Origin of the sequence: Enterococcus sp. AZ179 (assembly GCF_050498885.1) — a bacterium.
Lineage (GTDB): Bacteria > Bacillota > Bacilli > Lactobacillales > Enterococcaceae > Enterococcus_D > Enterococcus_D entomosocium.
Map to the genome: position 1 here is coordinate 1,738,491 of NZ_JBMHEO010000001.1, position 23,477 is coordinate 1,761,967.

Below are 23,477 nucleotides of genomic sequence, written 5' to 3' on the forward strand. Positions count from 1 at the left end.
ATACAGGATGAAGAAAAATATTTTTGGTATGGTCACTCTTTTGTCAGTGTTAGCATTGGCAGCTTGTGGCAGCAACGGCGGCGGAACCGATTCTTCTGGTGGCGGCAATGCAGCAAACGATACGGAAGATGTAAGCAACTTCCCAATCGAAGTTAGCAATGATGCAGAGGCAATCGAAGGTGGTACTTTGGATGTTGCAGTAGTGATGGATACGCAATTCCAAGGGTTGTTCCAAACAGAATTTTATCAAGATAACTATGATGCACAATTTATGTTGCCAAGTAATGAAAGTTTATTCGTCAATGACGCTGATTTCAAAATTGTTGACGGCGGGGCTGCAAATCTTGAGCTAGATGAAGACAACAACACAGCAACAATTACTTTACGCGACAATCTGAAATGGTCTGATGGCGAAGATGTTACGGCAGATGATATCATCTTCACATACGAAGTAATTGGTAACAAAGATTATACTGGTATTCGTTATGATAGTAACTTTACTAACATTGTTGGTATGGAAGATTACCATGATGGCAAAGCTGATACTATTTCTGGTATCACCAAAGAAAGTGACAAAGTCGTTAAAATCGAATACAAAGAAGTTCACCCTGGTATGATGCAAGCAGGTGGTGGTATTTGGGCTTCTGCATTACCAAAACACGCCTTTGAAGGAATCGAAGTCAAAGATATGGAATCAAGCGATCAAGTTCGTAAAAATCCAATCGTCTTCGGACCATATGTAATGTCAAATATCGTAGCTGGTGAATCCGTAGAGTACGTTCCAAACGAATACTATTATGGAGATAAGCCAAAACTAGATAAATTATCATTTAAAGCAGTTCCAACTTCATCTATTGTTGAAGCGATGAACGCAAAACAATATGATATGGCTTTATCAATGCCGACAGATACGTATCCTACTTATAAAGATACTGATGGTTATCAAATCTTAGGCCGAACAGATACTGCTTACACCTATTTAGGTTTCAAATTAGGTAAATGGAATGCTGATGAAGGAAAAGTAGAATATAATCCTGATTCAAAAATGGCTGACAAATCATTGCGTCAAGCAATGGGGTATGCATTAGATAATGATGCTGTCGGAAGCCGTTTCTACAATGGCTTGCGCACAAATGCAACGACATTGATCCCACCAGTATTTGGCTCATTACACAATACAGATGTTGAAGGTTATACTTTAAACATCGACAAAGCAAATCAATTACTTGATGATGCTGGCTACAAAGATGTCGATGGCGACGGTATGCGTGAAGACAAAAATGGTGAGAAATTGACCATCAACTTTGCTTCAATGTCCGGTGGCGAAACAGCACAACCGTTAGCAGATTACTACATCCAACAATGGAATGAAATCGGACTTGATGTACAATACACAACAGGTCGCTTGATCGACTTCCAAGCATTCTATGACAAATTGGAAAATGATGATCCTGAGATTGATGTTTACCAAGGTGCATGGAATACTGGCTATGACCCATCACCAATGGGCTTGTATGGACCTAACTCTGCGTTCAACTACACTCGTTTTGAATCAGAAGAAAATACGAAATTGCTAGAAGCAATCGATTCAAAAGATTCGTTTGACGAAGCAAAACGTAAAGAAGCGTTTGATGCATGGCAAGAATATGCTGCTGATGAAGCATTTGTTATCCCAACACTTTACCGTAGTGCGGTGTTACCTGTATCAAATCGTGTCAAAGACTTCACATGGGCCTATGATGTGAATTACAATCCTTGGGCAACAATTTCAGTTACAGCTGAATCTCGTTAATCAATGATCGATGAAAAGACGTCCTTTCTGGGACGTCTTTTTTTCCTGTTTTTTTGCGGGTATCTGAGGAAAACAGGCTTTTTTATACAGGAGAAGATTAAGTAGATAAATTTTTATTACAGTCTTTCCAAGAATTTGGAGGAAACATTTCATAATTCGGCAAAAACCAGTATAATAGGGAAGTGTCGATAAACTAATGAAGGAATGTGACAAATGAATACACAATTAACGAAAGAACTAAAAGAAAAGTTTGATATTGTGTTCCATGATGTAGATCTGCTTGAACAAGCGTTTACGCATTCATCTTATGTGAATGAGCACCGCAACTTGCACTTGTCAGATAACGAACGTTTAGAGTTTTTGGGCGATGCTGTCTTAGAGTTGATCGTTTCACGGTATTTGTATCGTGAATTGCCAGATCTGCCCGAAGGTAAGCTGACGAAGCTACGGGCGGCAATCGTTCGCGAAGACAGTTTATCCATGTTTGCCAAAGATTGCCGATTCGATGAATACATTCGTCTAGGCAAAGGGGAAGAAAACTCTGGCGGTCGTAAACGACCTTCTTTGCTTTGTGATCTATTTGAAGCCTTTTTAGGTGCGTTATACTTGGATCAAGGACTGGAAAGTGTCAGCGGCTTTTTGACGAAAGTTGTTTTTCCAAAAGTAAAAGCAGGTGCTTTTTCCCATGAGATGGATCATAAGACCCGCTTGCAAGAAGTCTTGCAGCGTGGTGGCGATGTTTCCATCAATTATCGTTTGATCAAAGAAGCAGGCCCCGCCCATGAACGGATTTTTTGGACGGAAGTCTATTGCGATGATACCTTGATCGGAAAAGGACAAGGAAAATCGAAGAAATTATCAGAACAGGACGCCGCGGCGAATGCCTTGGCGGATCTTGAACAGTAAGAGAGGACTGGCGGAGTGTATTTAAAACGAATAGAGATTGCCGGCTTTAAATCCTTTGCCGACCGAACAGTCATTGATTTCGAACATCGTGTGACTGCAGTCGTCGGACCAAATGGCAGCGGCAAGAGCAATATTACCGAAGCGATTCGTTGGGTTTTAGGAGAACAATCTGCCAAAAATCTACGTGGTGGCAAAATGCCTGATGTTATTTTTGCAGGTTCTGACACCCGCAGAGCGCTAAATATAGCGGAAGTGACGATCGTTTTAGACAATAGCGATCATTACTTGCCGATGGATTACAGTGAGATCAGCGTGACTCGCCGCTTGAGAAGAACCGGCGAAAGCGACTTTTTCTTAAATAAACAAGCTTGCCGCTTAAAGGACATCCAAGAGTTATTTATGGACTCTGGGCTGGGGAAAGAATCATTTTCGATCATTTCCCAAGGCAAGGTAGAAGCAATTTTCAGCAGCAAACCAGAAGACCGTCGTGGGATTTTTGAAGAAGCGGCGGGGGTATTGAAGTACAAACAGCGGAAAAAGAAAGCCGAGCAAAAGTTGTTTGAAACGGAAGACAATTTAAGCCGTCTACAAGATATCATTTATGAACTAGAAGATCAGTTGGTGCCTTTGGCAGCCCAAAGTGACGCAGCCAATCGCTTTTTAGCGTTAAAAGAAAAATTGACGACGGTTGATGTGGCCTATGCGGTCTTAGAGATCACGAAAGCAAAAGAAGCGTGGGAGACAGCCAAAGCTCAACTGAGTACCTTTAACCAAGAACTGGCGCAGATTTCCGAAAAGATCAACCAAGGGGAACTGTCGCTACATTCTTTGCGGCAACAACGTACCGCCTTTGATGAAACGTTGGAGCGTTTGAATCAGCAGCTTTTAGAGGTCACCGAAGGACTGAAGCAAGCCGAAGGGCAAAAAGAAGTCTTAGATGAGCGATCAAAACATACGCAAAAAAGCTCCGCGGAATACCAAGAAACCCTAGAGGAAGTTACGGAACGGGTCACGCTTTTAAATGAAGAAAAAGCGGAACTGATCGGCTTGCTTTCACAAAAGAATCGGAGTGTGCAGGAAGTTGAAGCAGCGATGCTGGCGTGTCAGCAAGAGCAGGAAAAGTACCAACGTTCAGCAAAAGAAATCATTGAAGAATTGCGTAGCCAATATGTCGAAGCCATGCAAGAGCAGGCAACGATCGGAAACGAATTGAAATACTTGGAGCGTCAATACCAGCAAGAAGCCGCGAAAAATCAAACGGCGTTGAGCAAGCAGACGCAAATGAATACGTCGTTGAAAGAAAAGACGACGGAAGCACAAATCGTGGAAGAACAGCTAACGCAGGCTAAGGCGATTTTAGAAGAACAACGCAAGCAATATATCCATCTTCAAGAAAAAGCTCAAACCAACAAAAAACGCTTTGATGAAGAACAAAAGAAAATGTATCAGTTAATGAGTCAAGTGCAGCAAGTACGTGCGAAACAGCGCAGTCTGCAAGATATTCAAGAAAATTATAGCGGTTTTTATCAAGGCGTTCGCTTGATTTTGAAAAACAAACAACAGATCAGCGGCATCGTTGGCGCAGTAGCGGAGTTGATCGATGTGCCACAAGACTATACCGTGGCGATCGAGACCGCACTAGGCGCCGCTGCACAGCATGTCGTCGTTGAAAATGAACGAGATGCACGGGCAGCCATCACGTATTTGAAAGAAAATCGCGGCGGTCGTGCCACTTTCTTACCGTTGACGACCATCAAAGCCCGTCATTTGCCAGATTATGCCCGCAATCAAGCTAAGCAAGTGTCTGGCTTTATCGGTGTTGCCAGCGAATTGGTCCAGTCGCCTGAACACATCCAAACCATTACGGATAACTTGTTAGGCAGTATCTTGATTGCCGAAGACTTGCAAAGTGCCAATGCGTTAGCACGGGCATTGAACTATAGCTATCGGGTCGTTTCTTTAGAAGGGGATGTCATGAATGCTGGCGGTTCCATGACGGGTGGCGCAACGAAGAAAAATGCCGGTAGTTTGTTTAGCCAAAGCAATGAGCTGCAACAATTGACGGCACAAGCGGCACAACTGGATGAGCGGCTTTTAAAAACGGAAAAGCAAGTCCAGCATTTTGAAGCAGCGACCAAAGAAGCACAAGCAGCACTAGAAGAATTGCGGACGCAAGGGGAACAGGCTCGTATGACGGAGCATGAGCTGCAAAGCCGCTTACAAAATCTTGAGAATGACCTGAGCCGCTTGAAGCAAGAGCAGCAAGTGTTTGATTTTGAACATCGCGAAGTGCAAGCCTTCTTTGAAGAATATGATGAGAAGAAGACGAGTTTGGAAGAACAGCAAAAGAATATTGCGGCGCAATTGGCGAAAATCGATCAAGATATTCATCAAATGAATGCCGAAGAAGACTTGATCGAGGAAAAACGCCAAACCTTAGCACAAGAAAGTGCGCGCTTGCAGGCAGCTTTCGCCGTTCAAAAAGAACAAGTGGCGCATTTGCAGCAAAAAATTGCCGCTACGAATCAAGCATTGGAAGAAAACGAAGCGCGTCAGCACTCCTTAGAACGGCAGTTAGCTGCCTTGACAAGTAACGTCAGCGATCATGAGTTTTCAGAAGAAAACATTCTTCAGCGAATTGAAGCATTCACAAAAACCAAGCAGCAGGTAACAGCGGAATTGACGGTGATTCGTGAACAACGGCAAGTGGTTCAACAAGAAATCGGCGCATTAGACGAAGCCCTGAGTGCTGAAAACTTAACGCAAAAAGAAAAGCTGTCAGAAAAAACCGAAGTTGAGATCGAAAAAAATCGCGCAGAATTGGTGATGGACAATCGCTTGTTGTATTTACAAGAAGAATACAATCTTACCTTTGAAAAGGCCGCGCAAGATTTTTCTGAAATCGAGGATGCAGATCAAGCCAAAGTCGACATTCAGGAACTAAAACAAGCGATCGAACAAATTGGTCCAGTCAATTTAAATGCGATCGAACAATATGAGCAAGTCAATCAACGGCATTTGTTCTTGACGAGTCAGCGAGACGATCTGCTGTCGGCTAAAGCACAGCTGTTTGATACGATGTCTGAAATGGATGAAGAAGTCAAAACCCGTTTCGGCGAAGTCTTCGATGCGATTCGTCTGCAATTCAAACAAGTATTTCCTAATATGTTTGGCGGCGGTCATGCGGAATTAGTCTTAACAGATCCGAAAGATTTATTGAACACTGGGATTGAGATCGAAGCCCAACCACCGGGCAAGAAATTGCAAAACCTCAGCTTGCTATCAGGGGGCGAACGGGCACTGACTGCGATTGCGTTATTGTTTTCCATTATTCAAGTTCGTCCAGTACCGTTTTGTGTGCTTGACGAAGTGGAAGCAGCATTGGATGAAGCCAATGTCTCTCGTTTCGGTCATTACTTGAGTGCTTTCCAAAATGATACACAGTTTATCGTCGTAACTCACCGTAAAGGAACGATGGAGGCAGCAGATGTGTTGTATGGTGTGACCATGCAAGAATCTGGAGTGTCGAAGACCGTGTCCGTGCGCTTAGAAGAAGTGCGTGAAGGCGGTAGTTTTGCAGCAGATCAAGCATAGAGGAGGAATGGTATGATTAAACTGATTGCGATCGATTTAGACGGAACGTTATTGAATGACAAAAAAGAAGTGACTCCTCGCAACAAAGAGGTACTTGCTCGTGCCAAAGCACAAGGCGTAAAGATCGTCATTTGTACGGGACGTCCATTACGGGCGATCCGTCCCTATTTAGAAGAATTATCGCTGAAAGAACCCGGCGACTATAGCATCACCTTTAACGGCGGTTTGGTTCAAAAAAATGAGACTGGCGAGATCATTGAAAAAGCAGCGATGCAGCTGGCAGATATCCATGAATTGGTTTCAGTGGCGGAAGACTTAAATTTGCCTCTAGACGTGGTATCAGAAGAGATCGTCTTGAGTTTGCCCACTTCAGCAGCGCATCCATCGATTTATGGCTCCTTGAATCCTTTATTGGATTGTCGTCCTTTTGCCGTAGCTGATCTGGATGAATCGATGCTCTATAATAAAGCGGTGATCGCCTACCATCAGGAAGTTTTGGATCCTAAGATCCCTGAGATTTCCTCAGAGATCCGCGAGAAATATGAAATCATCAAAAGCCGGAATAACCTGTTGGAATTTATGCCTAAAGGAATCACCAAAGCCTATGGTATCAGCCTATTGGCGCAAGATTTAGGGATCAAGCAAGAAGAAGTGATGGCGATCGGTGATGAAGAAAATGACTTGCCGATGATTCGCTATGCAGGGATTGGCGTAGCGATGGCCAATGCCGTGCCAATCATTAAAGAAGCGGCTGACGTTGTCACCCTTTCAAACCAAGAAGACGGTGTGGCAGCAGTGATTGAAGAATATGTCTTAAAAGGAGGTGCGTAAGATGGGATTTTTTGACAAAATCAAAAAAGCGCTGATTGGAGAAACCAAAGAAGCAGAGCAAGAAATCGACAAACCGATAGTCGATGCTGACTCACCAGAGGCACAGCGTTCAGAAGAAAGACAGCCAGCACAAACTCCTGCTGAACATGAAGCTTCAGAACCAGTGGCACCTGCAGACGCCGCCGACTCCAGTGATTTGGAGGCAGAGCAAGAAACTGCGGAAACTTTTCCACAGCAAGAAGCAACGGTAGCGAATAAAGTAGAAGAAGCACCAAGTGTTCCAGTTGAAGTGGCTAAGGATACACCATCAGAGGAAGTACCAGCTTCTGAACCAATCCTTCAAGCAGCGCCAGAGACGGAAAGTGTGCAGGACAAATACACCAAAGGATTGACGAAATCACGGAAAACCTTTGGGCAACGGATGAACGAATTGTTTGCCAACTTCCGTACGGTGGACGAAGACTTCTTCGAAGAAGTGGAAGAAACGCTGATCGGCGCAGACGTTGGCTTTGATGCGGCGATGAAGATCGCGGATGCATTGAGACAAGAAGTCAAATTGCGTAATGTGAAGAAAACGGCAGATGTCCAAAATGTCATCATCGAAAAACTGGTTGACCTATATGGGGAAGCGGGTGTCGGTGAAGTCAACGAGTTGAACATGCAACCGGGGTTGACCGTCATTTTATTTGTTGGCGTGAACGGTGTTGGAAAAACCACCAGCATCGGGAAATTAGCCCATCAATTCAAAGCCGAAGGCAAGAAAGTCTTATTGGCTGCAGCGGATACTTTCCGTGCCGGTGCCATCGATCAATTAGTGGTCTGGGGTGAACGGGCTGGGGTTGAAGTCGTTCGTGGCAATGCAGGAGGCGATCCAGCAGCGGTTGTGTTTGATGCGATGGAGCGCGCAAAACGAGAAAATGCTGACGTTTTATTAGTAGATACAGCTGGCCGTTTGCAAAACAAAGTCAATTTGATGAACGAATTAGAAAAAATCAAACGGATCATTCAGCGAGTGGACCCAACGGCCCCTCATGAAGTCTTGCTCGTGTTGGATGCAACAACGGGGCAAAATGCCATGAATCAAGCAAAACAGTTTAAAGAGACGACGGATGTTTCTGGCCTCGTCTTAACCAAACTTGATGGCACAGCTAAAGGAGGGATCGTCTTGGCGATCCGTAACGAGCTGCGGCTGCCAGTCAAATTAGTGGGACTTGGAGAAGGCATCAACGATTTAGAACCATTTGATCCAAATGAATTTGTCGTCGGCTTATTCAAAGGCTTGATCAAAGAATAAAAAAAGAAGAGCCCTGTGTCAGGTCAAATACCTGCACATGGCTCTCCTTTATTGTTGCTTTTGTGAGATCAAAGGGAAGAGAAAACGGGTCGTCGTCTCTTTCCATGAGCTTGACTTGTGACGGAAAGCTGAGAACACTTGGCGTGGCAAATGTGGGTACAGCGATGCACGACTTTGCCAAAAATCAGGAAAAGCAGTTTGAACGATTCGTTTTCTTCTGCGCTGTCTAAAAACTTTGGGAAGTATCAGGCAGAATACAACGAGTTGAACGAGGGGGAAAGATTATTTCTTAAGTTCCCCTTGGCGCTCAGTGATCATTTTTTCCAAGTTGTTCAACGTATCGATATCTTTATTGGTTTCGATAAAGTTCGTAATCAAATTCAATAAAGATTGATCAGACAATTCTGCTGCTAAGAAGTCTTCTTGGGTCACATTCGGAGAATACAACCGAGTCAAAACAGTACCGCTGTAGCCGATATCTGCTACTTTCAATAAGTCGTGGTTTTTTAGTTTACGTACGACTGCTTGAATGGTATTCTTGCTTAGATCTTGCTGTTGGACAGCAATGTCATTTGCAGAAAGAGGTTTGTCTGAATTCCAAAAGATATTCATGATTTGACGTTCGCGTTTGGTAAGATTAAGTGGCTTCATTCACTATTCTTCCTTTCAAAAAGAGTAATATGGACATAATAATTTACTGTTCTATAAGCAGTATACTTTATTTTGAAGGTAAATATCAAATTTATTCAAGTATTTTATAAATTCTTGGTAATTTTAGTAAGAGATATTACAAGTGAAGAGCAAATTTCTGCATTTTTCACCATTTTTCACTATAATAGATGGAAAGAAGCAGAATTTAAGAAAAAAATAGTAGAAGAACATAGAGGGCAGTCGAATGAAAATAAAAACATTGTTATCACATAAAGAGCTTTTTCCCTATTTATTGAAAGGACGCTATGGGATTGAGCGTGAAGCGCAACGGGTGCGGCTCGATGGGACGTTCGCGGGAACCGATCATCCGAAAGCGCTGGGCAATCGGCGCTTCCATCCGTATATCCAAACAGATTTTGCGGAAAATCAACTGGAACTGATCACGCCGGTCGCGGATTCAGTGGATGAATTGTTCCGTTTCTTAGGGGCCATCCACGATGTGGCATATCGTTCAATGGCAGCAGAAGAAATGCTCTGGCCTTTGAGTATGCCACCGGCTTTACCAGAAAAAGAAGAAGACATCGTCATTGCTAAATTAGACCAATTTGAAGATGTGCTCTACCGCCGCTATTTGGCCAAAACTTATGGTCGCCGCAAGCAAATGGTCAGTGGGATACATTTCAATTTTGAATTTGCGGAAGACTTTTTGCAGCAACTGTATGCTTTATCTGAAACGAAGGAAAGCTATCAAGCCTTTAAAACGGCGCTTTATTTGAAAGTAACTCGCAATTATTTGCATTATCGCTGGTTTTTGACGTATTTCTTTGGGGCGACCCCTGCATCAGAAGCCAATTATTTTACGACAGAAAACGGACCGCAAGAACCAGTCCGCAGTATTCGCAATAGCCGTTATGGCTACACGAATCACGAAGACGTCAAGGTATCTTATGCTTCGTTAGAGACCTATCTTGCGGATATTGCCAACTTAGTGGAGACGGGAAAGCTTTCAGAAGAAAAAGAATTTTATGCGCCAGTGCGTTTGCGTGGGGGAAAACGGGTCGCAGATCTAGCCTCAGCTGGTATCCGTTATATTGAGTTAAGAAATATTGACATCGATCCCTTTGCCCGCTATGGGATTTCCAAAGAGCAAGTCGCGTTCTTGCATTTCTTCTTATTGTTTTTAAGTACAAAAGAAGAAGGCAACGATGCCGATGCGTGGATCGAAGAAGGCAATCAGAAAAATGATCAGGTCGCATTAGAACACCCACTTGCACCATTGACTTATCAGCAAGAAGCGCAAGCGCTGATTGCTGAAATGATGGACTTTGCCCAAGCCCTTGAGCTGCCGCATCCGCCATTTTTGGATCAGCTTTCTGAGATGCTGGCTGAACCAGAAAGAACCTTCGCTGGACGTCTTTTCTCAGCGAGTCAAGCAACCAGCCAAGCGCAGACAGCAACATTGCTGGGACAATCGTATCATCAAGCTGCTTGGGAAAAACCGTATCAATTGGCTGGTTTTCGAGCAATGGAATTGTCGACCCAGATTCTCTTGTTCGATGCGATCCAAAAAGGTATCGAAGTGACGGTACTGGATGAAACGGATCAGTTCTTGAAATTAGCCGTGAAAGACCACATCGAATATATTAAAAATGCCAATATGACCAGTAAGGATCAGTACATCGTCCCATTGATCATGGCGAATAAAACGGTCACCAAAAAAATCTTAGCCGAAAATGGCTTTCATGTACCAGGTGGTGCTGAATTCGCTTCGGCAGAAGAAGCGATCGCGTTTTATCCGCAAATCGCCCACAGCGGGTTTGTGGTAAAACCGAAAACCACCAACTATGGGATCGGTATCTCGATTTTCAAAGAAGGCGCCTCTTTAGAGGATTATCAAGCGGCGGTCGCCATTGCCTTTGCGGAAGATGATTCGATCCTCGTTGAGACCTTTTTATCAGGGACGGAATATCGGTTCTTCGTGATCGATGGGCGAGTCGATGCGATTTTATTACGTATCCCAGCCAATGTCGTGGGTGACGGCAAGCGCACGATCACGGAACTCGTCGCAGAGAAAAATCTCGATCCATTGCGCGGCACCCATCATCGGACTCCATTAGAGTTGATCCAATTAGGGGAACTGGAACAACTGATGTTAAAAGAGCAAGGGTATCAAGTGGATTCAGTGCCAGAAGAGGGGCAGATCGTTTATCTGCGAGAAAACTCGAATATCAGTACTGGCGGTGATTCTATCGATGTAACGGATGACTTCAACGATGACTACAAACAAGTAGCAGTCGATGCGGTCGCCGCATTACAAGCGTCTATCAGTGGAATCGATCTGATTATTCCAGATAAAACCAAGCCAGCCAATGAACCGGGGGCTTATGGAATCATTGAATCCAATTTCAACCCAGCGATGCATATGCACGTTTATCCATACAGCGGGAAAGGCCGACGCTTAACTATGTCTGTTTTACGCCTGTTGTTCCCTGAAGTCTTCGAAAGCTGATGGAAGCTTAGAGAGCAAAGAACTGCACACTCTGGAAGGTGATTCCCTTCGAAAGTGTGCAGTCTTTTTATTAGGCTTCAAAAGTAGCGATCTCAATCGTTTGTTTTGTTTCTTCCACCTTGAGACCCGTTCGGGCTTCCCACCATTGTTTCATTTCTTTTTCATACGTGGTAGGAAAACGTTGGATCAAGGTCAATAACGGTACGCCTTGAATCGAGGCATAGGGAAAGTTTAAAACGAGATTGTACTTCAGTTCCGACAGGAGGCTATAATATTGAAACATCATAAAGTTCATTTCATTCTGATCCTCCAGTAGGAGTACTTTCGGAGCGCGATCCAGCATAAAACCCAAGCTGCGCATCATGAACAATACGCCATCCAGATGGCTCGATTCGATCGTAGGGGCCGTTTTCAACAAATCGATATGCAAATCCAAAGCATCAAGCAGTTCTTTCTTTAATGAAAGGTAGGGCGGTGTTGATTGTTCCATGATAGTTCCTCCTTTTAATGGAAAAGACGTTTCCAAAATGACGTTTTCTCTGGTTGTTCGTGCTCTTTATCTGATGGAGCGGCAGCTGCAGGGTATTTTTTTTCGATATCGATGACGTCTTGATTGACGGCTTCTTTCCCGGCAATCAGCAAGCCGATACTGTCTGGACCGGCATCTTGGGCATCGGAGACGATCCGAAATTCCATCTGTTGTTTGGTCAGTAAAGTGATGTAATCGGTCTGGATCGATTCTGGCAATTTTCCGTTGAGCAGCACGAGCGCACCTTGATAATCTGGTAAGGCGTTCAAGAGCGTTTTCTGGTTGTCCTTCTTCTTCATTTCTGTTACTGTCATACTAAGATAACACCGTTCACGAAACGTGCCTAAATACTTGCGCTGTTCATCTGGGTTGACGCGAGGCGTCCCATACATTCCTGTATCAAGGCGTTTTTCTAATTCGTCTGACATTGAAGTATCCTCCTCAAAGCGTTTACTTATGCTTATTATAGCATATCCAACAAATAGCAAAAGAGGGGTGCGATCGTGAGAGAGTTCTGATAGAAAGTAGGGATCCTATGACAACAAAAGAACGACATTTGCTATTATTAGCAGAAAATCAGCGGTTGGAGACACCGAGGCTGCTCTTGCGCCCCGTTTCCTTGGCGGATGCAGCAGACATGTTTGCCTATGCAAATGATGAAGAAACGACGACCTTCGTCTTTGCTAGACATGGGTCGGTTGACGAAACAAAACTGCGCATTGCCGAGTATTTTGTTGCTGCACCCTTAGGGAAATATGCGATCGAAGAAAAAGACTCAGGCAAAATGATCGGGACCATCGATTTACGGGTGGAATCTGAAAAAGAGATCGCTGAGCTTGGTTATACATTAAGTCGCGATTACTGGGGGCAAGGGATCATGCCAGAAGCGGCAATGACACTGCTGCATTTTGGTTTTGAAACACTCGAATTGATTCGGATTTTTGCTCGACATGATGCTCGAAATCCCAAGTCTGGACGGGTCATGGAGAAAATTGGGATGAAATTGGAAGCAACGATCCCAGCTGCCCGCAAATCGGGTGAAGAAATCATCGATGAAGTCACGCGCGGCATCACGCTGGAGGAATGGAAAAAACGTATTATGTAAAGGAGGGCTCTCGTCATGGAACTGAACATTGAGCCAGCAGCAATTGAAAAAATAACCTCTTATGTACAGCCAGATGATCGTCTCTATTTGGATTTTGAAGACGGCGTCGGTCCGTTTCCTGCAACGGAGATCACCTGCCGTTTGGACATCCATTTTCGCCTGATCATCGTGCCACAGAGCTATCCAGAAGAAGGATTGGCGATCTACGACACCCCTTTAACGACACCCTTAGGCACGATTTGGTTGAAGCAAGGGGCTCAGGTGTATTTAGAAGAACAGACTCGGATGCAGGTGGAACCGACCTATCAACGGTTGCAATTGGTGGGAAATAGCGGGATCTTAGCTAATGATGTCCAATTGTTACGGATCGAAAAGCAGACGGCAGGCCGCTGATATGGGCACGCTGGCGGTTATTAGCGACTTGCACGTCGATATCAACCAATTATTCGACCCCCATCTGCAGCTGATCGCTGATTATTTGCAGCAAAATCAGGTGACCCATCTGCATCTGGCAGGAGATGTGGCGAATAAAAAGCAAAGGCTATTAGACGTGGTCGCATTTTTTCAAAGTCAACAGGTGCCAACGACCTTTCACTGGGGCAATCATGAAATGGTGGACTTGACGGAACAAGAGATCGAGGCTTTCGATGATCCCGCCTTTCTTAATTTTCAGACGTATCGCTTATCAGAAAAAACACTGCTGTTGGGAATCAATGGCTGGTATGACTACCAATATTCTGATCTGACCAGTGAATCTGAGATCTTGCGGCTGAAAAATTTGTTTTGGTATGACCGCATGATTCAGCGAAAGGGATCGGATAAGGAAATCAGCCAAGCCATCAATGAGCGTTTAGCGGAAACATTGGCCCGTTTGCCGCAAGACCAAGAAATTCTTCTTTCTACCCATTTTGTGCCCCAAGAAGCGTTTATTGTTCGTCAGACCGGCAAGTATGCCCGCTGGAACCACCTAAATGCGTTTTTAGGGTCGCCCGATTTTGGCGCAGTGATCGACCGCTACGCCAATGTTCGGGCAGTTGTCTTTGGGCATACCCATCGACGCTTTGAGAAAAAAGAACTTGCGGGAACCAGCTACTATTGCCGCCCCTTCGGCTACTATTATGAATGGCAGATGACCCGCCGGTTCGTTATGGAAAATCACTTAGCAGAAGCATATTCGCCAACGAAAGTTCGGACGCTGCTGCGAAACCATCATGAGGCATTTGAGGACTATAAAACGACGCATCTTTTAGAAGAATTGGCGCAAGCGATCACACTACTGCCGTATTAGCGCAGCAACCGAGTCCTGCTTGTTTTCGTAATTGAATTTCCAAGCAATTTAAACCATTAGAAGAAAAACACAAAGGAGAAAAATTATGACATTTGAAGAAATCTTACCAGAATTAAAAGCCGGAAAAAAAATCATCCGTGAAGGTTGGGGCGGTTTTGAACTTTATGTGACATTCGTTGAAGGCGAAGTGTACGACAATGCCCCAGTCACCCCTTACTTTTTGATCAAAACAGCAGATGAGGGATTCTCGAGTTTCGCACCGACTGTTTGCGACATTCTTGCGGAAGATTGGAAAATCGTGGAATGACAGCATCGTGGATCGATGACAAAACGATTGTGTTTGTCACAGGAGCTGCTTCAGGCATCGGCAGAGCGCAAGCAGAGGCGTTTCTTGCAGAAGGCGCTCAAGTATTTGGGGTTGACTGCCAATCGTTTCCTGATACGCTTTTAGCCCAGCCCCGCTTTTTCGGCACGTGTTGCGATTTAGCGGTGGAAGAAAATTGTCTTGCAGCGGTCCAAGCTTGTGTTACACACTTTGGTGGCATGACGATCTTGTTGAATACAGCCGGGAAACTAGATGGCTATCATACGATCGCTGAGACGACGTCAATGGAGTGGGAGGAGATATTTCAAACCAATGTCTCCAGCATGTTTTATTTAACGAAAGAAATTTTGCCGCTGATGCAAGCCAATGGTGGCGGAACGATCATTAATATGGCGTCGATCGCTGGAATGGTCGCAGGTGGAGGTGGGATCGCTTATACAACCGCAAAACACGCGATCGTCGGGTTTACCAAACAGTTGGCATTGGATGTTGCAGATCAAGGGATCTCGGTGAAGGGCATCGCGCCAGGTGCGATTCAAACGCCGATGAATGCGGCTGATTTTGCCGGTGACGGAAAAATGGCGCAATGGGTGGCAGAGGAGACGCCGGTCAAGCGTTGGGCGCAACCAGAAGAAGTTGCAGCGCTGACCCTTTTTCTTGCCAGCCCGCAAGCTAGTTACTTGCAGGGGGCGATCGTGCCCATCGACGGTGGTTGGACCTTGAAATAACTAGCCTGAGCCCATTAGAGGAGGACGCCAATGAAGGAACAAGCGATCCAGAACTTGTTTGCAAAAAATCGTGAATGTCGACAACTGCTTACGATCATTGAAGCGTTACAGCTGCCGGATTGCTGGCTGTGTGCCGGGTACCTGCGGAATTATTTATGGGGTTTTCTCAGCGGAAAAATAGCGGAGGTGCCGATAACCGATATTGATGTCGTGTTTTATGATCCGACTGTAAGCGTAGAAGAAACAGCGGCGATCGAAGCGCAACTGCGCCGTTCGTTTCCCGAATTTCCTTGGGAGGTTCGAAATCAAGCATTGATGCACCAGCACAACTTTGCCGAGGAACCCACTTATACAAGTACCTTCGATGCTTTAACGAAGTTTCCAGAGCGTTGTACAGCGGTGGCGGCACGAATGAAACAAGGCGAGATTGAATTGATGGCGCCTTTCGGTTGGCAGGATGTTTGCAGTTTTCGGGTGCGTCCAACACCGCATTTCGCCCAAAATGACCAGTACCTTGCGGTTTACCGACAACGCCAAGCGATGAAGCAGTGGCAGAAAGTTTGGCCGCAGTTGTTGATTGAAGAGATCGACAACTAAAAAAGAACACTCGCGTGATGTGGCGATTTCCAAAAGTTAGACGAAAAAGCTAACTGATGGGAATCGCTGCATATGACGCGAGTGTTTTTTATTAACGCAAAGCCAGTCGTTGCGCCAAGCGGTTTCTTAAAAAGATGCCTAGATAAGCTGCGGCAACGGCTTTGATGATCCCGGGGATAATAAACAAAACAAAACCACCGTTAAAAGCCGCCGGCCATGCCATGCCAGTGCTCCATTTCAGCCATAATGTACCAAACAACAAAGTTGCCAGCGCACCGACAATATTGCCGATCACTGCTCCTGTGTAGCGAAACGCCGTTTTTTCTACGACCAATCCAGTAAGCAATCCGTTAAAGAGGAAGCCGACTAAATAGCCTCCGGTTGGTCCTAACAAAACACCGATACCGCTGGAAAAACCAGCGAAAACGGGCAGACCGATCAATCCTAACAGCAAGTAGATGATGATCGCCATCGTTCCTGTTCGCGTGCCGAGGAAAGTCACCGCCAGTCCAATCGCAAAGGTTTGTCCTGTCAATGGGATCAAACCTAACGGAATCGTCAATTGGGAAAGACCAGCAATAATGATCGCAAATAATGCGGCATGGATTTGTTCACGTAATGATAATTTCATCGAATCCTTCTCTCTAGTAATAATTTCGTTAACCTAAAAAAGATTTATTTGGTTAACGAAATTATAAACGGTGGTTTACCAAAAGTAAAGAAGAATCTTGTTTTTTTAGTGTCCTTTTTTTAATAGGACAAGTAAGTTCTTTGAGGAGAGGAAAGGGGCGATTTCTTCCAATTCATCTGTTGAGAAGGGCAGTGCTTGAACGAGATGGCAGATCGTTGCTTCTGTCAGAAACGGCAGCAGTTCTTCGATTTCATCATAAGACAAGCGTTCTGATGCGGTAACGTTTGGCTGTTCCAGGGCCGTCAGCAGGAGTTCATCCAGATACGGTGCAGGTAAAAAGGGAAGCAGTTCTTCAATCTCAGAAAAGCGAAAGTCAGGGGTTTCAAGCCAACCTTTGATTTCTCCCGCCAAAAAGTTGGGGGTTAAAAAGGGCGCCGCCTCTTCCCAAAAAGCCATGGAATAGTGGTTGCCTTTAAGGAGCTCTTCTATTTGGGGCTTTTTCAAAAACGGCAAGAGTTCTTCCATGACATCTTCTGGGATATTTTCGGCGCCATTAAGCAAGTGCTGCAAGTCAGCACTATTCAAATGAGGTGCTAGTCTAGGCAATAAGTCTAGGTCTAAAGAAGATTCTTGAAACAGTTCTTCTTGAATCAGTGCCGATAGTTCTTGCGGTTTGATCAGCGGAGCGAGTTCGGCGATTTCTTTTGGCTGCGCGGTTCCTGCTTGATAATGTTGCACCGCAGCTGCTGGCTTCCCTAACAGCTCATCGATCGATAGGCCTAAAATCGCCGCTAGCTGCGGCAATTTTTCTATGTCCGGCAGTGAGTTGCCCCGCTCCCAATTACTGACCGCCTGATAGCTGACAAGTAATTGGTCTGCCAAGTTGCTTTGGGTCAGATTTTTTTCTTTGCGTTTGGTAGCGATCTGCTGACCAATTTTTCTCATGTTGAATTCACTCATAAATGAATTCCCCCTTTCATGCTCTAAGTATAGTTTCTCAGAAGGTGGAAACGCAATCAAGCTGCGGTTGAGCAGGCAAATGCCGACTCAATCACAGCTTGAGTTTACGAATGGATCAGCTGAAGGAGGTGTTCACCAAACGCTTGTGTCGTTAAACAGACCGCTTCGGGCATCAACTGTGCGAAGTCGGCAGTGACGTGTTGATTTTGCAAGGCTTGTTCAATGGCTTGCGTCAGTATTGCAGCAGCTTCCGGCCAGTTCAAATGTTCTAATAGCATGCACGCCGATAGCAGCAGTGAACAGGGATTGGCTTTGCCAAGTCCTGCGATATCCGGTGCCGTTCCGTGGGTAGCTTCAAAGATGGCTGCCCCAGTATCGTAGTTGATATTGGCGCCGGGGGCGATCCCGATGCCGCCAACTTGTGCAGCGAGTGCATCAGAAATGTAGTCGCCGTTCAAATTACAAGTGGCAATGACATCGAATTTTTCTGGATACAAAAGGATCTGCTGTAAAAAGTTGTCGGCGATCACATCGTTAACAACGATCTTTCCAGCCGCTTTGGCCGAGGCAAGGGCGGCTTCGGCTGCCTTTGAACCATTTTCTGCTTTGATTTTGTTGTATTGATTCATTGTAAAACACTGGTCGGCGTACGTGGTTTCTGCAAGCTGATAGCCCCAGTTTTTAAAGCCGCCTTCTGTAAATTTCATGATATTGCCTTTATGCACCAGTGTCACCGTGGGCCGCTTTTGAGTAATCGCATACTCAATGGCAGCAGCGATCAAGCGCTGACTGCCTTCTAAAGAGATCGGCTTGATGCCAATAGCGGAAGTTTTAGGAAAACGAATCGCCTTGACGGCAAAGTCTGCTTGCAGTGTCTGGATCAAACGCTGTGTTGCGTCGTCGTCTTTGGCAAATTCGATGCCAGCATAAACATCTTCAGTATTTTCGCGAAAGATCACCATATCGGTTTTTTCTGGCTGTTTTAAAGGCGAAGGGACCCCTGTAAAATAGCGAACAGGTCTGACACAGGCATAAAGATCCAGCGTCTGCCGTAAGGTGACATTCAAGGAGCGAAAGCCCTCGCCAATCGGGGTAGTCAACGGTCCTTTCAAGGCGTATTGCTGGGCCTTGATCGTATCGATGGTTGCTTGCGGCAGCCATTCCCCTGTCTGTTCAAAGGCGGCTTCTCCAGCGAAAACTTCCAGCCACTCGATGTGGCGCTGATTGTCATAAGCTTTATTCACAGCTGCATCAATCACAGGTTGCGCAGCCTGCCAAATCTCGGCACCGATGCCGTCTCCTGCAATGTAAGGAATGGTGATCGTCGTTGCTTCATGGGTTGTTTGGTTAGACATGGGCAGCTCCTCCTAATTCCGCTTTTTTTCGAATGACCATTGGCAAAATTCCTTGATGCTTCCAATAGCGAATATCTGCCGGGGCATCAAAGCGTAGACGGGTCATAAAGGAGACAGTCCCTCCGTCGGTCCGTTGAGCGGTGACTTCGACCAGCTGCTTGACCGCTGGCTCTTCTGGCAAAGCGATCGAGAATGTTTCGCTGCCATCTAAGGCAAAAGAGGTGGCACTTTCACCAGCCAGATATTCAAGAGGAATGATCCCCATCATGACCAAGTTGCTGCGATGGATCCGTTCGAAGCTTTCTGCTAAAACGACTTTAACGCCTAACAATTGTGTTCCTTTGGCGGCCCAGTCGCGAGAAGAACCCATGCCATAATCTTTACCGGCTAAAATGATACAGCTTTGGCCGGCTTTTTGGTAATTCATAGCGGCGTCAAATATCGACAAGGTTTCCCCAGTTGGAAAATAATGCGTGACACTGCCAGTGCTGCCAGGAACCAGCTGGTTTTGCAGACGGATGTTGCCGAAAGTCCCCCGCATCATAATCTGATGATTGCCGCGCCGCGAACCAAAGGAATTGAATTCACGATACGGAACTTCTTTTTCTTGTAAAAATTTTCCAGCTGCAGAATCCATACTGATGCTGCCGGCAGGAGAAATATGGTCAGTGGTGACGGAATCACCCAATTTTGCCAAGACTTTCAGATCGGCTAAGACATCTGGTTTAGGCAATTCTTTGGTCAATGTTTCAAAGTAGGGTGGATGAGCAATGTAAGTAGATTGTTCCTCCCATTCATAACATGCGCTCGTGGTGGTTTCGATCGCATTCCAGCGTTCATTGGCATCAAAAAGATGCTCATAGGCAGCGCGAAATGCTTCTGGTCCGACGTATTCTTGAACGTAAGTATTGACTTCTTCATTGCTAGGCCAAATATCAGACAAATACACCGGCTCGTCATTGACGATAGCTAATGGTTCTTTTGTAAGATCTTTGCGAGTGCTGCCAGCGATCGCATAGGCAACAACTAACGGCGGCGAAGCCAAATAATTGGCTTTGATCTGTGGATGGATTCTTCCTTCAAAATTCCGATTGCCTGACAGAACCGACGCCACCAGTAGATTTTCCGCCTCAATTGCTTCAGCGACCGGCGCTTCTAAAGGACCGGAATTTCCGATACAGGTGGTACAACCGTAGCCCACTAAATAAAAGCCGAGTTGCTCTAAATACGGCAGCAAACCACTGTTTTGCAAATAGGTGGTCACGATCTGGGAGCCAGGTGCAAGGGAGGTTTTGACTGTACGAGGGACGGTCAAACCTTTTTCAATGGCTTTTTTGGCCAATAAGCCTGCAGAGAGCATGACGAAAGGATTGCTAGTATTCGTACAGCTAGTGATCGCCGCCAAAACGATATCGCCGGTCTCTAATTTGTCTGCTGCAGCATCTGGCCAAGTAACGCTGGCTTCTTTTTGCCATTCATCCTCCGAAAGTCCAAAGCCCTTGGGACCAACGGCTGCCGTGACTGATTGTTCAAAATCCTGACGGACTGCTGGAAGCAAAATCCGATCTTGCGGGCGTTTGGGGCCCGCTAATGCCGGCTGAACTTCTGCTAGATCAATGGTGATCGCCTTAGTATAGGTCGGCACGGTCGTTTCATCATAAAAGAAATGGTTGGCTTTGGCGTAAGCGGTAACGAGTTCGATCAGCTCGCTGGAGCGCCCGGTCGTTGCCAAGTAGTTCAAGGTCTCTTGGTCGATCGGACAAAAACCGCAAGTGGCACCATATTCAGGGGCCATGTTCGCTAATGTCGCCCGATCGGCTAAGCTCAAATGACCATAGCCCGGGCCAAAGTATTCGACAAATTTTCCAACCACTTTTTCGATCCGCAGCACTTCGGTTACTTTTAGTGCTAAATCGGTTGCTGTGGTACCTGCAGGCATCTCGTTGATAAATTTCACCCCTATGACTTCAGGTGTAGGAAAGAAAGAAGGTTCGCCAAGAATCGCAGCTTCCGCTTCAATACCGCCAACCCCCCAACCGAGGACCCCCAAACCGTTGATCATCGTGGTGTGAGAATCGGTTCCTTGCAATGTATCAGGAAACAGCAGACGTTGGTCTTCGTGTGTTTTTTGCAAGATCACATCAGACAATGATTCGATGTTGACTTGATGAATGATCCCTGTTTCAGGCGGAACGACTTCGAAATTGTCGAAAGAACCTTGTGCCCATTTCAAGAATTGATAGCGTTCTGCGTTGCGTTCAAATTCCCGCTCCGTATTAAAAGCGATCGCCCCAGGCGTACCGGCTTGATCGACTTGCACAGAGTGGTCGACGACGAGTGTGACGGGGATCTCAGGATTGATGTCTTCTGCGGCACCGCCTAAAGCGACCATCGCATCCCGCATGGCAGCCAGATCAACAACTGCAGGCACCCCAGTAAAGTCTTGCAAGACGACCCGCTCTGGTTTGAATGGCACGACACCGGTAGGGCTTTCTGCCTGCCAATTCGCTAAAAATGGTAAATAATCCTCTGTAATTTCCTCGTCTTGATGACGAGCAACACTTTCCAATAAAACTCGAATGGAGTAGGGCAAGCGAGATAAATCAGCCCCTAAGTCTTGGGTGATTTTCGCTAAGTCAATATACGTGTATTGGGTGTCATTGACGGTAAGTTGAGTTTGCCACTTCATAAGAATCCTCCTTTTTACGAAGATAATCGTACTTATTAGGAATAATTATACGTTGATAATTTAAAAAATCAATTAAATTTATGAAAAATATTTCATTTTCTGAACATCGTGCTATAATGTGTGAAAGTTTGTTAAAAAGCAACGATTTTATAGGATGACTATTTTAACGATGTTTGTATACGGTTAAATAACATTGTAGTCGATAGTTTGTAGAAAGATTGGAGGTAACATCACCGTGGAAAGATTAGAAAAGAAAGAGAAATTGTCCTATCTTGCATCGCAATGTCAGAAATACAATTTGATAGATATGAATCTTTATTCAGAATATGATGTAAAGCGTGGACTGAGGGATTTAAATGGCACGGGGGTCTTAGCAGGTCTTACGACGATCTCCACCATTTATCCAGAAAAAATCATTGCTGGCAAGCCAGTTGAAGCTTGTGGCGAGCTGCGTTATCGCGGAATTGACATCAATGAGTTAGTAGCAGGGTTCGTCAATGAGAAACGTTTTGGCTTTGAAGAAATTGCATATTTATTACTTTTCGGCGAACTGCCAAACAAAACAGAACTTGCGGCATTTCATTGCCTATTAGCAGAAAAACGTACTTTGCCGACCAATTTTGTTCGTGACGTCATTATGAAAGCACCTTCTTCTGATATCATGAATAGTTTATCTCGCAGTATCTTGACACTGGCAAGTTATGATCCTCAAGCAGATGACATCAGCATTGAAAATGTATTGGAACAAAGTCTGATGCTGATCAGTGTCTTTCCGCTCTTGGCAATCTACGGCTATCATGCCTACAATCATTACAATCAAGGGGAGAGCATGTACATCCACCGCCCGACCGAAGAGTTGAGTACAGCTGAAACGATTTTGACTATGCTGCGTCCAACGAAAGAATATAGCTTCCAAGAAGCCCAAACATTGGATATGGCACTTGTTTTGCATATGGAACATGGCGGCGGGAATAATTCGACCTTTACGACACGAGTCGTTACCTCCAGTGGGACGGATACCTATTCAACGATTGCTGCAGCGCTAGGTGCTTTGAAAGGACCTAAACACGGTGGCGCCAATATCAAAGTGACGGAAATGATGGGAGATTTGAAGCGCAACGTTGCTGATATTACCGATGAACAGGCCATCCGCACTTATTTGGAAGCAGTCCTAGATAAAGAAGCATTTGACCGTAAAGGATTGATTTATGGCATGGGCCACGCGGTTTACAGCGACAACGACCCCCGTGCGGCGATCTTTAAAAATTATGTAGCCAAACTGGCACAAGAAAAAGGATCAGAAGCTTGGCAAGAATATCAATTGTATACGATGGTCGAACGCATTGCTCCTCAAGTCATCAATGAAAAGCGCAAAATCTACAAAGGAGTCAGTGCCAATATCGACTTTTTCAGCGGGTTTGTTTATAACATGTTGGATCTACCAGAAGAACTGTATACACCAATGTTTGCTATTGCACGGATCGTTGGTTGGTCCGCCCATCGGATCGAAGAGCTGGTCAACGCACAAAAAATCATGCGCCCCGCCTATAAAGAAGTGTCAAATGATCGCGAATATATCGATATAGAGTCAAGATAGATCAAAACAGCAGGGAGGACGCTCGCTGCTGTTTTTGTTTTGGACATTTGAAAAGATGGTATTGAGCTGTTTTTGCGTATTTTTACTAGAGAGCAA

Annotated in this window: 20 protein-coding genes; 13 read left to right on the top strand and 7 right to left on the bottom strand. The window is 45.3% G+C overall.

Annotated features, from left to right (window positions below):
* Positions 1-7 precede the first annotated feature (7 nt).
* From IGI88_RS08295 to ftsY, 5 genes are all read left to right on the top strand, one after another.
* Positions 8-1,792 carry an oligopeptide ABC transporter substrate-binding protein gene (locus IGI88_RS08295; RefSeq protein WP_008376345.1) on the top strand — a complete coding sequence of 595 codons (1,785 nt, stop codon included), beginning with the start codon at positions 8-10 and terminating at the stop codon, positions 1,790-1,792.
* Positions 1,793-2,005: 213 nt separating this feature from the next.
* A complete protein-coding gene (gene rnc, locus IGI88_RS08300) occupies positions 2,006-2,698 on the top strand; it encodes a ribonuclease III (protein WP_005227136.1) in 693 nt (230 codons plus the stop codon).
* 15 nt (positions 2,699-2,713) lie between these two features.
* A complete protein-coding gene (gene smc / locus IGI88_RS08305; RefSeq protein WP_061053637.1) occupies positions 2,714-6,292 on the top strand; it encodes a chromosome segregation protein SMC in 3,579 nt (1,192 codons plus the stop codon).
* A gap of 12 nt (positions 6,293-6,304) precedes the next feature.
* On the top strand, positions 6,305-7,123 hold the full coding sequence (locus tag IGI88_RS08310) for a Cof-type HAD-IIB family hydrolase (protein WP_016619609.1): 819 nt from the start codon (positions 6,305-6,307) through the stop codon (positions 7,121-7,123).
* A 1-nt stretch (position 7,124) separates the two neighbouring features.
* Positions 7,125-8,417 (top strand): signal recognition particle-docking protein FtsY, encoded by a 1,293-nt coding sequence (gene ftsY, locus IGI88_RS08315; protein ID WP_086316792.1) that lies wholly within the window; start codon positions 7,125-7,127, stop codon positions 8,415-8,417.
* Between the two features lie 282 nt (positions 8,418-8,699).
* Here the strand turns inward: ftsY and IGI88_RS08320 are convergent, their stop codons facing one another.
* Positions 8,700-9,068 (bottom strand): BlaI/MecI/CopY family transcriptional regulator, encoded by a 369-nt coding sequence (locus IGI88_RS08320; RefSeq protein WP_005227140.1) that lies wholly within the window; start codon positions 9,066-9,068, stop codon positions 8,700-8,702.
* A gap of 244 nt (positions 9,069-9,312) precedes the next feature.
* Here IGI88_RS08320 and gshAB point away from each other — a divergent pair, with 244 nt between their 5' ends.
* Entirely contained in the window at positions 9,313-11,577 is a 2,265-nt protein-coding gene (gene gshAB, locus IGI88_RS08325; protein WP_301389752.1) for a bifunctional glutamate--cysteine ligase GshA/glutathione synthetase GshB, read from the top strand.
* A gap of 70 nt (positions 11,578-11,647) precedes the next feature.
* On the opposite strand, the gene IGI88_RS08330 is transcribed toward gshAB, so the two are convergent.
* Positions 11,648-12,067, bottom strand: a complete 420-nt coding sequence (locus IGI88_RS08330) for a hypothetical protein (protein WP_194199328.1) — start codon at positions 12,065-12,067, stop codon at positions 11,648-11,650.
* Positions 12,068-12,081: 14 nt separating this feature from the next.
* On the bottom strand, positions 12,082-12,534 hold the full coding sequence (locus IGI88_RS08335) for a YueI family protein (RefSeq protein WP_005232467.1): 453 nt from the start codon (positions 12,532-12,534) through the stop codon (positions 12,082-12,084).
* A 107-nt stretch (positions 12,535-12,641) separates the two neighbouring features.
* Between IGI88_RS08335 and IGI88_RS08340 the strand changes: the two genes are divergently transcribed.
* From IGI88_RS08340 to IGI88_RS08365, 6 genes are all read left to right on the top strand, one after another.
* On the top strand, positions 12,642-13,211 hold the full coding sequence (locus IGI88_RS08340) for a GNAT family N-acetyltransferase (protein WP_005232465.1): 570 nt from the start codon (positions 12,642-12,644) through the stop codon (positions 13,209-13,211).
* A gap of 15 nt (positions 13,212-13,226) precedes the next feature.
* Positions 13,227-13,604, top strand: coding sequence for an iron-sulfur cluster biosynthesis family protein (locus IGI88_RS08345; protein WP_005232463.1), 378 nt, complete (start codon positions 13,227-13,229; stop codon positions 13,602-13,604).
* A gap of 1 nt (position 13,605) precedes the next feature.
* On the top strand, positions 13,606-14,499 hold the full coding sequence (locus IGI88_RS08350; protein ID WP_301389754.1) for a metallophosphoesterase: 894 nt from the start codon (positions 13,606-13,608) through the stop codon (positions 14,497-14,499).
* 85 nt (positions 14,500-14,584) lie between these two features.
* Positions 14,585-14,806, top strand: coding sequence for a DUF2829 domain-containing protein (locus IGI88_RS08355; protein ID WP_005227147.1), 222 nt, complete (start codon positions 14,585-14,587; stop codon positions 14,804-14,806).
* Positions 14,803-15,552 (top strand): 3-oxoacyl-ACP reductase, encoded by a 750-nt coding sequence (locus IGI88_RS08360; protein WP_005232459.1) that lies wholly within the window; start codon positions 14,803-14,805, stop codon positions 15,550-15,552. The genes IGI88_RS08355 and IGI88_RS08360 overlap by 4 nt, the downstream gene beginning before the upstream one ends.
* Positions 15,553-15,582: 30 nt before the next feature.
* Positions 15,583-16,149 carry a nucleotidyltransferase family protein gene (locus tag IGI88_RS08365; RefSeq protein ID WP_086316800.1) on the top strand — a complete coding sequence of 189 codons (567 nt, stop codon included), beginning with the start codon at positions 15,583-15,585 and terminating at the stop codon, positions 16,147-16,149.
* Positions 16,150-16,240: 91 nt separating this feature from the next.
* Here IGI88_RS08365 and IGI88_RS08370 read toward each other — a convergent pair whose 3' ends face one another.
* The 4 genes from IGI88_RS08370 to acnA form a co-directional block, all read right to left on the bottom strand.
* Positions 16,241-16,780: a biotin transporter BioY gene (locus IGI88_RS08370; RefSeq protein ID WP_008376323.1), complete on the bottom strand. Its 540-nt coding sequence runs from the start codon at positions 16,778-16,780 to the stop codon at positions 16,241-16,243.
* Between the two features lie 105 nt (positions 16,781-16,885).
* Positions 16,886-17,740 (bottom strand): helix-turn-helix domain-containing protein, encoded by an 855-nt coding sequence (locus IGI88_RS08375; protein WP_301389750.1) that lies wholly within the window; start codon positions 17,738-17,740, stop codon positions 16,886-16,888.
* A gap of 104 nt (positions 17,741-17,844) precedes the next feature.
* The gene (icd, locus tag IGI88_RS08380) at positions 17,845-19,095 is read right to left on the bottom strand and encodes an NADP-dependent isocitrate dehydrogenase (RefSeq protein WP_086332916.1); all 1,251 of its coding nucleotides are present in this window, start codon (positions 19,093-19,095) and stop codon (positions 17,845-17,847) included.
* Positions 19,088-21,784 carry an aconitate hydratase AcnA gene (gene acnA / locus IGI88_RS08385; protein ID WP_301389749.1) on the bottom strand — a complete coding sequence of 899 codons (2,697 nt, stop codon included), beginning with the start codon at positions 21,782-21,784 and terminating at the stop codon, positions 19,088-19,090. The genes icd and acnA overlap by 8 nt, the downstream gene beginning before the upstream one ends.
* 235 nt (positions 21,785-22,019) lie before the next feature.
* Between acnA and IGI88_RS08390 the strand changes: the two genes are divergently transcribed.
* Positions 22,020-23,381, top strand: a complete 1,362-nt coding sequence (locus IGI88_RS08390) for a citrate/2-methylcitrate synthase (protein ID WP_429960343.1) — start codon at positions 22,020-22,022, stop codon at positions 23,379-23,381.
* Positions 23,382-23,477 lie beyond the last annotated feature (96 nt).